The organism is Acinetobacter sp. GSS19, assembly GCF_028621895.1.
GTDB lineage: Bacteria > Pseudomonadota > Gammaproteobacteria > Pseudomonadales > Moraxellaceae > Acinetobacter.
On sequence record NZ_CP117520.1, the window covers coordinates 2,325,017 to 2,338,624 of the forward strand.

A 13,608-nucleotide genomic window follows, 5' to 3' on the forward strand; every position below is an offset into this window, starting at 1 on the left:
GGATCTCTTATGACCACACTGACTTGCTTTAAAGCCTATGATATTCGCGGCAAACTCGGCACAGAACTGAATGAAGAAATTGCCTATAAAATTGGCCGTGCGTATGGACAGATCTACCAGCCCAAAACAGTGGTCATCGGCTGTGATATCCGACTCAGCAGTGAAGCGTTGAAACAGGCTACCATCAAAGGTCTGAATGATGCGGGTGTTGATGTGCTCGACCTTGGCATGACCGGTACAGAAGAAGTTTATTTCGGGGCGTTCCATCTGGATGTACAAGGGGGCATTGAAGTCACTGCCAGTCATAATCCAATGGACTACAACGGCATGAAACTGGTGCGTGAAAATGCCCGTCCGATCAGTGCTGATACCGGTTTAAAAGAAATCCAAGCCTTGGCTGAGTCAGGTGAATTCGTTGAAGTGCGACAAAAAGGCAGCTGTAAACCCTACAATATTCTGCCGGAATTCATCGATCATCTCATGACCTACATTGATCCAAAGCAAATCCGCCCGCTCAAACTGGTGGTGAATGCGGGTAATGGTGCAGCAGGTCATGTCATTGATGCGATTGAGCAACGATTCCAGACCCTGAATGTACCTGTGCAATTTATCAAAATCCATCATGAAGCAGATGGCACCTTCCCTAATGGCATTCCTAATCCGTTGCTGATCGAAAACCGTGACAGTACCCGTAATGCCGTTCTGGAGCACAAAGCCGATATGGGAATTGCCTGGGATGGTGATTTTGACCGCTGCTTCCTGTTTGATGAAAAAGGCCAGTTTATTGAAGGCTACTATATTGTCGGCTTACTGGCACAGGCCTTCCTGATTAAGCAGCCGGGCGAGAAAATCGTGCATGACCCGCGTTTAGTCTGGAATACACTGGATATCGTCGAGCAATACAAAGGCAAAACCGTGCAATCCAAATCCGGTCATGCTTTTATCAAGCAGGTCATGCGTGAACACAATGCGATCTATGGGGGTGAAATGAGTGCCCACCATTATTTCCGTGATTTTGCTTATTGTGACAGCGGTATGATTCCTTGGTTACTGACCATTGCCCTGCTCTCGGAAACCCAGCAGTCCTTGTCGACCTTAGTCGAGACTATGATTGACCGTTTCCCATGTTCGGGTGAAATCAACTTTAAAGTGGCTAATACGCAAAGCACCATTCAACGGATCTTTGATCACTATGCTGCACAGAATCCAGCCATCGACCGTACTGATGGAGTGAGCCTCGACTTTGGTGACTGGCGTGTGAATGTCCGTGCATCTAACACTGAACCGTTATTACGTCTCAATATCGAGAGTAAGGCAGCTAAAACAGCCCGTCCGATGAGCCATTATGTCGATGAATTGACTGCATTGATTCAAGGCTAAAGAGCCTTAAAATAAAAAGGGGATCTCAATGATCCCCTTTTTATTGCCAGATGCTAAAGATTTATTACGCATAACCCTGAGGGTTTTGTTGCTGCCAATTCCAACTGTCTTTTAACATCTCTTCAAGACCATATTGGGCCGTCCAGCCCAATTCAGCAACGGCTCGACGATTATCGGCAAAACAGGTTGCAACATCTCCCGGGCGACGTGGTGCGAACTCGAATGGCACGGCTACCCCGTTGACCTGTTCAAAGGCATTTCTCACCTCTAATACGGAACAGCCTTTGCCCGTCCCAATGTTCCAGGCACGACAACCATTATTCTGTAAGCGGTTATTTAGGGCGCACAAGTGTGCATTGGCCAAATCGACCACATGGATATAATCACGCACACCTGTACCATCTACCGTGTCATAGTCATTACCATAAATCGATAGTTTTTCACGACGACCAACCGCCACTTGGGTCACATATGGCATGAGGTTATTCGGGATCCCTTGTGGATCTTCACCAATACGGCCACTTGGGTGCGCACCGACCGGATTAAAATAGCGCAATAAGGCAACTGACCAGCGTTCATCTGCAGCAGACAGTTTTTGCAGGAGCTGTTCTACAATCAGCTTGGTATAGCCGTAATTGTTGGTGGGAATCCCCGTTGGCATCTCTTCATTCAGTGGTGAAGGATGATCTTCTCCGTAAACCGTAGCCGATGAACTGAAGACTAAATTGAACACACCAGCACGTTGCATGGCATTGAGCAGACTAATACTACCGGCAATATTATTATCAAAATAGGCCAATGGAATCTGCTGGCTTTCACCCACGGCTTTCAAACCGGCAAAATGAATCACGGCATCAATCTGATGCTGTGCAAAAATCCGATCCAGCACCTCGGCATCACGAATATCACCTTCCACAAAATCAAGTGATTTTCCGGTTAATTCTTCAACACGCTTTAATGCCTCGACTGAACTGTTGGACAAGTTGTCCAGTACAATCACTTTATATTCGGCATTAAGTAGTTCTACACAGGTGTGTGAACCAATATAGCCTGCACCACCAGTCACTAAAATTTTAGTCATGACCTTTCCCTAATAACATTTTGAGTAAGCCTCGTGTCGAATCATCAAACTGGCTCAGATCAGTTTGCTCGCCATTTAAAATCGGTAGCAATTGATTGGCAATTTCCTTACCTTTCTCCACGCCCCATTGATCAAACGGATTGATGTTCCAGATCACGGACTGCACAAAGACTTTATGTTCGTAAGCTGCGATCAACATGCCCAAACTATAAGGGTTAAGCTCTTTCAATAACAAGGTCGAACTCGGTTGATTGCCTGCATATTGCTTATAACCAGGTAGATTTTTTAATTCTTCTAGATCCAAAGCCTGGTTACCGAATGCAAGTAAACGGGATTGCGCTAGACAATTCGATAAAGCCAAATGATGCTGCTCAATCAAAGCGGCTGCATTTTCAACATAAGTAAAATGATTGGCATTATAACGCTCGACGGGTGCAATAAAATCACAACTCACTGCTTGCGTACCCTGATGCAATAACTGATAGAAGGCATGCTGCGCATTCGGCCCAACTTCTCCCCAAATCACCGGACAAGTGTTGACTTCAGTTTTGGTTCCATCACGCTGAACGGATTTACCATTCGATTCCATTTCCAGCTGTTGCAAATAGGCGGCAAAATATTTTAAGCGGCCATCATAGGGCAACACGGCATGGGTCTGCATATCCAGGAAATTGCTGTTCCAGATCCCAAGCAAGCCCATCAATATAGGAATATTCTTCTGGCAAGGTGCTTGTTGGAAATGCTGATCCATGGCGTAAGCACCCGCTAGCAACTGCTTAAAACCATCCACACCAATCGTTAGAGCAATGGGTAAACCAATACACGACCAAAGCGAATAACGACCACCGACCCAGTCCCAAAGTAACAGTTGATGTTCCGGTGCAATCCCCCAAGCCGTCATTTTATCCGGTCGCGTCGACACACCAATAAAGTGACTCTTCGCAACGTGAGGATGGGTACCTAATGCTTTTTCTAGCCAGAGGCGTACTGTTTGTGCATTGGACAAGGTATCGATCGTACCAAAGGACTTGGATGAAATCACAAACAGGGTGGTTTCTGGACGCAACTGATGTAATAAATCGGATAACTGACTACCATCCATAGTCGAAACGAAATGTATTTCTAAGCAATGTGCAGTTTTAACTTTAAAATCATTCAGTGCATAGCTTACCATGTGTGGGCCAAGATCAGATCCTCCTACCCCGATATTTACCACATCACGAATCACCTCTCCAGTCGCACCGCGGTATTGTCCAGCATGAATTTGTTCTACCAACTGATACATCCGGTCTAACTGCTCATGGACCTGACGGGCGAGTTCAGGATAACTCTCATCTTGCTTAGGGAGACGCAGTGCCCAGTGCATGGCAGCACGTTGTTCCGTGTAATTGATATTCAGTTCAGAAAATAAACGGTCAATCCATTGGCTCAAATGTTGTTGTTCCGCCAAATGACATAGTTGTTGCAGAAGTGTTTGATCAATTCTGTGTTTACTAAAATCAAAAAATAGTTGTTCTAGTTGTATTGAATACTTCGTAAAACGGTCCTTCTCAAGCATAAACAGATTGTTGAGATGTTGCTGTTTAAAATCCTGAGCTAATTGCTGCAACTGTGGATACACTGTGTCCAAGTGCTGAGAAGAAAAGAATTGTTCACTATGGTTCATGCGCGCCCAACTCCCTCATAAGCAAATCCTTGCGTTTTCACATAATCTGGATCATAGATATTACGTCCGTCGAGTAGGAGAGGATGCGCCATTAACTGTTTAAGACGCTGATAGTCTGGGCTCAGATAAGATCTCCACGCGGTGAGCAGACATAATGCATGAGCATCTCGCGTTGCGTCGTAAGGATCAGCACATAATACAAGATCAGGTCTATGGCCATATTGAGAAGCAATATTACTGAGTGCCTGTGGATCATGTAATTTTACGGTAACACCCTGTGCCCAGAACGCTTTCAACATGATATGAATAGGAGAATTGGTAATACTGCTACTATTGGCTTTAAATGCTGCTCCCCAAATCGCCACAGTTTTGCCTTTTAAATCACAACAATAATAATTCCACAGCTTGCGGAACAGGATTTCTTTTTGCTGTTCATTAATATCCCAAACTTGTTGTAGTAAACGTGTCCCTACTCCTGTCTTGGCTACTGTTTCGGATAAGGTCAAAATATCACGTGAAAAATTTTCTCCACCAAAACCTGTGCCTGGATGTAAATAGCTTGCTCCTATCCGATTATCTGCGCCCATACCCAGACGCACATTTTCAATATCAATATTGAGTTTTTCCGCCACCTTTGCTAAGTCATTCATATAGCTGATGCGGGTCGCAAGCATACCGGAAATACTGAGCTTAGTGAATTCAGCATCCAGAATCGGCATGAACAGATATTGATGTTGTAAGGGGAAAAAAGGACGTAGAAGTTCACGGAGCTGGGTCTCTGCGAAATTATTCTTATCAACCCCTACTACAATTTCTTTGGTATTCATAAAATTATCGAGTGGATTACCTTCCTGAGTCATATCAGGTAAATATACCCAAGCATCTTTAGGTAAAGTTTCGGCAAGTTTCGCAGTCCCGTGCAAGCCAAAGGTGGAACCATTGATCATTAGTTTGGGATGAAGCATTGGCTGCCGGCTCAATTGACTAACGATTTCAAAAGCTTTTGACTGTTTAGAGGGATTAAAGGCAAAGAAATAGACTTCCATTTCCGTGGGAAAATCATCAACATCTATTATCTTTAATCTTTCTTGTTGTTGTAACTGATCTAATAAATTGGAAAACTGCTGATCTAAGCGCAAGATACTTAAATCATGTGAATTTTCAATCCACCAGCATACTTGGTGACCTGTTTCTGCCCAAAGTACAGCCATCACTGCTGCATGTAATGTAGCCCCAAAAACCGCAATTTTCATGACATACTCCAGTTTTTGACTTCAACTGCATGGATAAGTTTCTGAAAATCTCGGCCTAATTTTGGATGCTCTATTCCATAATGTAAAACAGCCTTAAGGTAGCCGAGTTTACTGCCACAATCAAAAGTCTGCCCAGACATGCGATAAGCTTCTACCGGATCAGTCTGTTGCAGCATGGCAATTGCATCAGTCAATTGAATTTCATTACCTGCACCTTTGGGTGTCTGTTCCAATAACTGCATGATTTTGGCAGGAAGAATATAACGTCCGACTACAGATAAATTAGATGGTGCAGTACCTACAGCAGGCTTCTCAATAATTCCTTGCATCAGTTCACTTTCACCCTCATCAGGAATCTGAGCAACTTCAACGATGCCATATTGATCAACCAAATGGTCTGGCACTGCTTCCACCATAATTTGTGCAGCTTGAGATTGTTGATAACGCTGGATCATCTGAGCCAAATCATGCTGATTAGATGCTGCTTTGACCAAGACATCCGGTAAGAGCACTGCAAAATCATCCTGCCCAACGATACTTTTGGCACATAAAACGGCATGTCCCAAACCCAGCGGTTGCGGTTGGCGCACACTGACAATGCTGACATGTGCAGGAACAATATCTTTAATCTCAGAAAGCAAACCAAACTTCTTTTTTTGCTCTAATGTGGTTTCAAGTTCAAAGTTGCGATCAAAATAGTTTTCAATCGCAGCCTTAGAAGAATGCGTCACCAAAATAATCTGTTCAATACCCGCCTCTACTGCTTCACGAACCACATATTCAATCGCAGGACGATCCACGACCGTAACCATTTCTTTAGGAATAGATTTACTGGCAGGTAGAAAACGGGTGCCTAAACCTGCGACTGGAAGAATAGCTTTCTTAATCACTTAAAATACTCTTATATTTCAAAAAGTTAATGTTAATTGTTCACAATTTCGTTTGTTTTCGGAACCCGTGTAAAACGACAGGCACCCACAGCCTGATCTGGAGCATCCACGCCTTCTTTTTTTAGCATGACGATGATGGTCAAAAACATGATCTTCAAATCCAGAAAAATATTACGGTTATCCACATATTCCACATCTAAATCGAATTTTTCCTCCCAAGATAAATGGTTTCGACCATTCACCTGTGCCCAACCGGTCATGCCTGGCTTGACTTCATGCCGGCGCATTTGGTGAGGAGTGTAATGGGGTAAAAAATCTTTTAATTGTGGACGGGGACCCACAATACTCATCTCACCTTTCAATACATTGATGAGCTGTGGCATTTCATCAAGCGAGGTCGATCTGAGTTTTTGCCCAAAAGGCGTAATGCGTTGATCATCTGGTAAAGGCTGACCCTCGGCATCGACTGCATCTTTCATTGAACGAAATTTAATGATTTTAAAAAGCTTGCCATCTTTTCCCGCCCGATCCTGGTAGAAAAAAACCGGTGATCCCAAATTTCTCAGAACTTTATAATACACAATTAAAAAGCAAGGGCTTAAAATAATCAGAGCCAGTGATGCAATTATAATATCCAGCAATCTTTTTAACATTTTCCGCTCACCTTTATTTTTTATGATGCGGGTGAGTTTAAGGAAAGGAAAATCAGATTAAATTAAAAATAACAGAAAAATCAATTAAACCTAAGGAAGAAAAACAATTCAAAGAATAATTACAAGTTTTAAAATATCTTTTCTTTAATTACAAAATTAAATAAAAAAATACCCAATAAAACACAAGCACATTTAAAAAAACAAACAAAAATTCTAGAAAAGAAAAGCAACACAATAATAACAACATCGTTAATATATTTTTCTTTCAGTAACAATAATATCTAAAAATTAATAAATTAAAAAAAATTAAAATGGTATATTTAACCGGCTTTAAAATAAAAATCCCAAAATTCTTTCAATAGATTTTTACTTTATTAGAGCCCTTCTATCAATCTCATCCCAAACAATCAACTCAATACGTTAATAAGATCCAACATCCATATGTTATATTCAATTCAATATTTACGTGGTGTGGCGGCACTTTTAGTGGTATTACACCATATCTCGCATAAAGGCCGGCAATATGATGTTTCATCTCTCAATGGGTTGAACATTGGAAATTCCGGGGTTGATTTATTCTTTATTATCTCCGGCTTTATTATGTGTTACACCACGCATAATAAAAATATTTTATTTTCGGAATTCATCAAGTTACGTTTTCAGCGTATTCTGCCCTTGTACTGGCTCTTCACCACTTTGGCTCTCGTGGTGTACTGGGTTGCACCGCAGTACATCAATTCTTCCGGAGGAGAAACCGGCATCCTGGCCTCTTACTTACTCCTGCCGACGGGCGAGCGTTATCTCGTCAATAATGGCTGGACACTGAGTTATGAGTTTTATTTCTATTTTATTTTTTCTCTATTTATTTTATTTAATTCAAATTCTTATAATAGATATCTCAATATTATCCTAACAATTGTGAGCTTATTTTTAGTTGGTCTTTGGATCAATAGTTCGGTGTACTGGGTAAAATTTCTGTTCAGCGATTTACTGATTGAATTTGTACTCGGAATGGTCTCTTTTATGCTTTACCAGCAATACAAATTTAATTCTCTATTTTCTCTGGGCTTAGTCATCTCCGCAATTGTGCTCTTGGTTTATCAAAATTTCTATGGCTTTATCTTCCCTGGCACATTTTCTTTTGCCATTCCAATGTTCCTCCTTTTTAATGGTGTCTTGCATTTAGAACACTGGTTTAAAGGTCAAAAGAATATATTCAGCGCGGGATTAGAAAAATTAGGTGGAAGTTCCTACTCTTTATATCTCATCCATCCTTTTATACTCGCTCCAATGGCCATCATTTATAGCAAGCTCGGAATAGAAAATGCTGATTTATTCACCTGGATGTTATTAATTCCTTCAATACTTGCAGGATGGATGACTTATAGAAAGATTGAAACACCATTGACTAAGATGTTTAGCAAGAAAAAGCCAAAAAAAGAGGTGGTATTAGAAACCACCTACAATTAATCCCAAAAAATTCTATTGAGTTAAAAAATCCTTAAATTCTGTAAATCCTTTTTGTTGCATAAAATAGTGTGCCGAATTTAGGGAACCATCCACACTTAAATGTGAACCATCTGACGAATAAGGCAAATGATTTTCGGTTAACTGGGGTGCTGGAAATAAATCATCATGATGCAACAATAAAGTATGAGGGTATTGCGTCGCAATCTGCTCTAAATACTGTCGCGCCTGAATCTGTTTCTTATATTCCATACTCGGTAGATATAGCTGCAGATTAAATGGACGATCAAACCATAATGCCCTTTTAAACTGTAGAGCAATATCGGTATCGAAATTATAAGGTGCATCCATGATAATCACTTTTTTTCCCTGATCGTTTAACAACTTCACGAAGTTACTAAAACTCTGACGGTGCTTTTCATTCAGCATCACATTATTCCATTGTGCTGCCAGGATAATCGTTGGATATTCCTTTAAGTGCTGACGAACATAATGGCGGTTAATTTCACATTGCTGATAGGCACGCGAACGTCGTGGACCAGTAAAATTATCATCCAGCGCCGGATAGCACCAATTGGTGGTCAATGCATTGATATTCATATTCATTTTCTTACCCACAGCATCCCAGAATGGCGTATTGTGCCCGGCAAATGAGTCGCCAATAAATAGCGCTTTCTGTGCTTCAGGATGTTTCGAACCCATCCAGCAGCTTGAACCCTGCGGAGCGATCGCGACTGACGGATCATTGACATCATGGAAACACCACCCATTTTTAACCGAAGGCATTTCCATTTGAGCAGCTTTATCCAGATAACTGTTAGGTGCACGGCTGAGCATTCCATCTGTCTTGTAAATATAGTAATAACCCAGCAAGAGGATCAGCGTTGAGCCGATAAAGAAAGAATAGGAAGACAACAAATTCTGTTTGGAAAATTTCTGCCGGAAAGGTTCTTCAATCCACTGATAACTCAACCATCCTAAAAAGACCGAGAGGGCGATTCCAAACAGTATATTCAGCGCCGAATGAGAGAAAGCCAAGTAACTGGAAAAGAAAATGACCGGCCAATGCCAGAGGTAAATCGAATAAGAGGTATTGCCCAGAAATTGTAAGATTTTTGGACGAGTTAACCATGAATTCTGCTGGCTCGAAATCAGAATCATCATGGTTCCGAGCACGGGAATTAAAGTCAGGATTCCCGGCCAACGAGCTTGTTCATCAATAACCAGTAAACTGAGCAGGATCAGAGCAAAACCGCCTCCCTCCAGTAAAGTTTTACTCCGAGGTTGGAGACTGAGCTGATGAAACAGCAAATACACCAGGCCTCCAGCCAGCATTTCCCAAGCTCGGGTTGGAATCATAAAGAAAGCAAAAACTTTATATTTTTCTGGAATCAGACAGGCCAGCAAGAACGAAAGCACGGTTGCCAGTAGAACCATCCCTGCAATAAATTTCTTACTCTTGTTGATTTTACAAACAATCCACAAGGCCAGTGGCAGCAAGATATAAAACTGCCATTCCACCGACAAAGACCAGGTATGTAATAAAATTTTGTTATGGGTGTCTAAGGCAAAGTAATCCCCTGCCTCTAGGTAATAGATCAGATTAGAGAGAAAAGTAATACTGGCCGCAGCATGTTCGGCGTAATTTTCATATTCCTCAGGAATGAGTAACCACCAGCCCAATAGGGCGATCGCAACAGTCAATACCATCAGTGCAGGTAAGATACGGATGGCACGTGAAATGTAAAATTGCAGGAAAGAAAAGCGTTGTGCTAATAACTGGTCGACGATAATTTTTGTCATTAAGAAACCACTAATGACAAAAAAAATATCGACTCCAATAAAGCCGGCTGAAAATCCCATCACACCGAAGTGAAATAAGACGACTAAAGAAACTGCATATGCTCTTAACCCATTAATATCATAACGAAAATTATTTTTTTTCATTTTATGCAATTAAACCCATGATATTACTAATTTTTTTATTGACTTTATCGGCATCAAAATGGGCTGAAGCGATTTTAAAACTTTCCATACCCATTAAATTGACTTGATCTGGGTTGTGAATGAAATAGAGCATTTTATTGGCTAGGGCTTTGGCATTCCATTTCGGAATGAGAAAACCATTTACCCCAGGTACCACAGTATCGCGACAACCCGGAACATCGGTGGTAATGACCGGACGGCCAACCGCCATCGCTTCCTGCGTACTACGCGGTACACCTTCACGATAATAAGAAGGCAAAACAAAGACCGCACTGTCTTTAATTCGTTGTGCCACATCGGAAACATAACCATCATACTGAATCAAACCGGAAGCAATCAGCTCATCGAGTTCGGTCTGACTGAGCGCTGATGGATTGGCGGGATCAAGTCCACCAATAATTTTGAAGGTCACCTCTGGATGCTGTTGTTTAACGATTTTTGCCGCCTCGATAAAATCGAAAATGCCCTTCTCGGCAATTAGGCGGGCAATGAAAATAAAAGACACCGGCTGACTTTCATCCCAGCGTGAATAGGCATAATCAGCCAGATTCAGGCCAATCGGCCCAATCACCTCAACGGCATTCGGTTTACAAGGAATGTTATAGTTATCAATCAGATCACGCGGATCATCCTGGTTCAGAAACATGATTTTGTCTAAATAACGGAATACCCAGCGATACAAGGACACTTGCATAAAACGGGTCAGCTGACTTTTAAATTTCTGCTTATGTTTATGGATCGTGAAAGGTGAACCTAAGCCTTCAATCATGCCAAAAATCGAAGGTACACGTGCATGATAGGCGGCCAAGGTGCCATAAATGACCGGTTTGGTGGAATAGGGAAAGACGATATCCGGCTGAATGGATTTGATTTTATTTTTCAATTGCCAGGTAGAAGCGAGATCGGACAAGGGATTCAGTCCGCCTCGGCTTAGCTTATAGGTACTGACCACTGCTCCGAGTGACTCAATTTTTTTTAAACCTTGTTGGGAATATTCAGAAACCAGCACATGAACCTGATGGCCATTTTTAATACATTCTTTGATGAAGTCACCACGGAATCCATATAAGGTATTATCCATGGTGCCAATAATCATTATTTTTTTAAGATTGCGCATAAATATTTAACCATTGTTGGACGGAATGATCTAAAGAAAATTTTTGTTCTACGCGTTGTCGGGCTTCACGGTTATTGTTTTGGATGGTGGTTTGATCTAAGGCCAAAGCCTGCTGTAAGGCAGCTGCCAAGGCATGGCTGTTTTGTGGAGGGACAAGCAGGCCGGTTTCGCCCATAATTTCTGCCGAACCGCCACAGTCAGTCGCGATGACGAAACATTGGCAAGCCATGGCTTCAATAATCACGGTGGGTAAGCCTTCGTTTTTAGACGGTAAAATAAAAAAGTCGGCTTGATTCAGCAGTTCTGGAATGTCGGCCCGTTTACCGAGCAGGAACACCCGTTTTTCCAGTCCCAAACTTTCAATTTCTTTTTCCAGATCGTCTTTAAGCTCTCCGTCACCAGCAATATGAAATTCAATATGAGGCGGGAGTTTCGGCTCCAGAATGGAAATGGCCCGAAATAAATTCGAATAGTCTTTTTGTGGATTTAAACGTCCGACCGATAAACAGATGATCTTTTCTGAGACTGTGTTGGGTTTTTCCGCCTGAGCGAAACGCTTTAAATCAATCCCGTTATAAATCGTGACTGCATCCTGTGGTTTAAAAGCTCCTTTCTCGATAAAAGCCTCAGTCGCCTCCCGGCTGACGTTGGTATTGAGATCCGAGAGGAAATTACTGTAGCGATAGGCCAACATGCGTAATTTTCCACCCTCATTGGAATTATGCGCGGTACAGATTAAACGCTGCACACGGGTAAAAAGCCGGCCAATCCGAGAAAAAATATTGGCGTGTACCATATGCGCGTGCACGATATCTGGCTGATAATCCCGAATTAATTTTTTATATTTAAATAATGCCGAGATAAGCTGAACTGGAGAATTCAGACCTAAAGGAATCACTTCGATCTGCTGAGAATGTGGCTGAACAATTTGCTCTCCAGTCAGATAAGCAATCTTGATTTCATGCTCACGCTTACGCATTTCATCGGCCAGAGCACAGACAATCCGTTCGGCCCCACCTAGCGTTAGTCCGGTAATCACATATAAAATTTTCATTAGAAGAGACTATTTCCCAAGTAATTAATTATGTAATTTTGGTATTCGTATGATTTATGCGCGCCAAATCCGAAGATTTTCCACAGACTGAACGCCAGTACATTGAGCAGGATGGTGAGCAGAACCATGTTGTTTCGGCGGTTTTTGCTCAAATGGAAATACAGCGTGAGCAGAACAAACAGATCAAAAAAGATCATGTACAGGTTGAAACGATCCGCTAAAGTAGAAAAGCCGATACTCAACAGGAAACAGGTACAGATCAGGACAAAATAGAAATCCAGCACCTTATAAAAGTCCAGATAATTGACTTTAAAGAAGCTATCCCGGTATTTCAGGTAGTAATACAGGGGAACGACATGCAGGACTAGACGCAAATACGTGCCTGTTGAGGTCATTTCACCACTGGTATAAACACTGTTTTCACTTTGTACCGATAAAAATAAAATCCCGGTAATGACTAGAATGGAAGCAGCCTGGTAGAGATATGCCATGACTTTGCTGACATTCAGATATTGCAGCGGGAAAAAAAACAGCATAATGATGGCTGAACGGTGAAACAGAAAAGCCACGAATACCCAGAATAGGAATTGCAGGTTCTTCTTATCCAACAGCTTTAAAAATGCGTAAAGTAAAATCGCAATCGCAACAGATTGCCGAACATAACCCATTGAAACAACAAGAATATGGACAGGGAAATAAATCAGCAGCCCATACCAGTAGGCTCTGGAGCGCAATAGGAATTTGGTCAGAAAGAAAAAAACAATAATTGCGCAGACGATATAGGTAAACAGCGTATCGGTGAAACCCAGTCTGCCGCCCGCCCAGTTGATTAAACCAAATAGAGGTTCATCTCTGGCCATGACCTGATCAAAATCGAGATAAAGATGATTGGAAAAAATGACCAGATAATTCCACCAGTCCAGACTGATCTGATATCTAAATGCGACAAACAGAAACAGGAAAAACATGAACATGTAAAAAGTCAGCTTACTGACTGCTGTTTTGTACTGGCTCGTGAGTGAAGCCATCGACAAGAAAAACATGATTCCCCAATAAATCAT

The 13,608-nt window shown here is 41.9% G+C and carries 11 protein-coding genes; 2 read left to right on the top strand and 9 right to left on the bottom strand.

The annotated features are described in order from the left end of the window. Positions 1-9: 9 nt before the first annotated feature. Positions 10-1,380, top strand: a complete 1,371-nt coding sequence (locus tag PGW99_RS11115; protein WP_273777761.1) for a phosphomannomutase CpsG — start codon at positions 10-12, stop codon at positions 1,378-1,380. A gap of 64 nt (positions 1,381-1,444) precedes the next feature. Here PGW99_RS11115 and galE read toward each other — a convergent pair whose 3' ends face one another. The 5 genes from galE to PGW99_RS11140 are packed head-to-tail and all read right to left on the bottom strand — an operon-like array spanning position 1,445 to position 6,923. Then, the gene (gene galE, locus PGW99_RS11120; RefSeq protein ID WP_273777763.1) at positions 1,445-2,461 is read right to left on the bottom strand and encodes a UDP-glucose 4-epimerase GalE; all 1,017 of its coding nucleotides are present in this window, start codon (positions 2,459-2,461) and stop codon (positions 1,445-1,447) included. Continuing rightward, positions 2,454-4,127 (bottom strand): glucose-6-phosphate isomerase, encoded by a 1,674-nt coding sequence (pgi, locus tag PGW99_RS11125; RefSeq protein ID WP_273777765.1) that lies wholly within the window; start codon positions 4,125-4,127, stop codon positions 2,454-2,456. Before pgi ends, galE begins: the two co-directional genes overlap by 8 nt. Then, the gene (locus PGW99_RS11130; protein ID WP_273777767.1) at positions 4,124-5,380 is read right to left on the bottom strand and encodes a UDP binding domain-containing protein; all 1,257 of its coding nucleotides are present in this window, start codon (positions 5,378-5,380) and stop codon (positions 4,124-4,126) included. The genes pgi and PGW99_RS11130 overlap by 4 nt, the downstream gene beginning before the upstream one ends. Further along, on the bottom strand, positions 5,377-6,270 hold the full coding sequence (gene galU / locus PGW99_RS11135; protein WP_273777769.1) for a UTP--glucose-1-phosphate uridylyltransferase GalU: 894 nt from the start codon (positions 6,268-6,270) through the stop codon (positions 5,377-5,379). The genes PGW99_RS11130 and galU overlap by 4 nt, the downstream gene beginning before the upstream one ends. A gap of 32 nt (positions 6,271-6,302) precedes the next feature. Then, positions 6,303-6,923 (bottom strand): sugar transferase, encoded by a 621-nt coding sequence (locus tag PGW99_RS11140; RefSeq protein WP_273777770.1) that lies wholly within the window; start codon positions 6,921-6,923, stop codon positions 6,303-6,305. A gap of 441 nt (positions 6,924-7,364) precedes the next feature. Here PGW99_RS11140 and PGW99_RS11145 point away from each other — a divergent pair, with 441 nt between their 5' ends. After that, positions 7,365-8,393 (top strand): acyltransferase family protein, encoded by a 1,029-nt coding sequence (locus PGW99_RS11145; RefSeq protein WP_273777771.1) that lies wholly within the window; start codon positions 7,365-7,367, stop codon positions 8,391-8,393. A 12-nt stretch (positions 8,394-8,405) separates the two neighbouring features. On the opposite strand, the gene PGW99_RS11150 is transcribed toward PGW99_RS11145, so the two are convergent. Genes PGW99_RS11150 through PGW99_RS11165 form a run of 4 tightly spaced genes read right to left on the bottom strand, consistent with a single transcriptional unit; the run spans position 8,406 to position 13,608 of the window. Next, complete coding sequence (locus tag PGW99_RS11150; RefSeq protein ID WP_273777772.1) at positions 8,406-10,337, bottom strand: acyltransferase family protein; 1,932 nt, start codon at positions 10,335-10,337, stop codon at positions 8,406-8,408. Position 10,338: 1 nt separating this feature from the next. Beyond that, positions 10,339-11,457, bottom strand: coding sequence for a glycosyltransferase family 4 protein (locus tag PGW99_RS11155; RefSeq protein WP_443098192.1), 1,119 nt, complete (start codon positions 11,455-11,457; stop codon positions 10,339-10,341). A 22-nt stretch (positions 11,458-11,479) separates the two neighbouring features. Continuing rightward, positions 11,480-12,547 carry a glycosyltransferase gene (locus PGW99_RS11160; protein WP_273777775.1) on the bottom strand — a complete coding sequence of 356 codons (1,068 nt, stop codon included), beginning with the start codon at positions 12,545-12,547 and terminating at the stop codon, positions 11,480-11,482. Then, positions 12,547-13,608 carry an EpsG family protein gene (locus PGW99_RS11165; protein ID WP_273777777.1) on the bottom strand — a complete coding sequence of 354 codons (1,062 nt, stop codon included), beginning with the start codon at positions 13,606-13,608 and terminating at the stop codon, positions 12,547-12,549. Before PGW99_RS11165 ends, PGW99_RS11160 begins: the two co-directional genes overlap by 1 nt.

Coding starts and splice junctions, on each gene's coding strand:
- PGW99_RS11165 (WP_273777777.1), bottom strand. CDS start 13,608: ATGATTTATTGGGGAATCATGTTTTTCTTGTCGATGGCTTCACTCACG.
- galE (WP_273777763.1), bottom strand. CDS start 2,461: ATGACTAAAATTTTAGTGACTGGTGGTGCAGGCTATATTGGTTCACAC.
- PGW99_RS11115 (WP_273777761.1), top strand. CDS start 10: ATGACCACACTGACTTGCTTTAAAGCCTATGATATTCGCGGCAAACTC.
- PGW99_RS11140 (WP_273777770.1), bottom strand. CDS start 6,923: ATGTTAAAAAGATTGCTGGATATTATAATTGCATCACTGGCTCTGATT.
- PGW99_RS11145 (WP_273777771.1), top strand. CDS start 7,365: ATGTTATATTCAATTCAATATTTACGTGGTGTGGCGGCACTTTTAGTG.
- pgi (WP_273777765.1), bottom strand. CDS start 4,127: ATGAACCATAGTGAACAATTCTTTTCTTCTCAGCACTTGGACACAGTG.
- PGW99_RS11160 (WP_273777775.1), bottom strand. CDS start 12,547: ATGAAAATTTTATATGTGATTACCGGACTAACGCTAGGTGGGGCCGAA.
- PGW99_RS11130 (WP_273777767.1), bottom strand. CDS start 5,380: ATGAAAATTGCGGTTTTTGGGGCTACATTACATGCAGCAGTGATGGCT.
- PGW99_RS11150 (WP_273777772.1), bottom strand. CDS start 10,337: ATGAAAAAAAATAATTTTCGTTATGATATTAATGGGTTAAGAGCATAT.
- PGW99_RS11155 (WP_443098192.1), bottom strand. CDS start 11,457: ATGGATAATACCTTATATGGATTCCGTGGTGACTTCATCAAAGAATGT.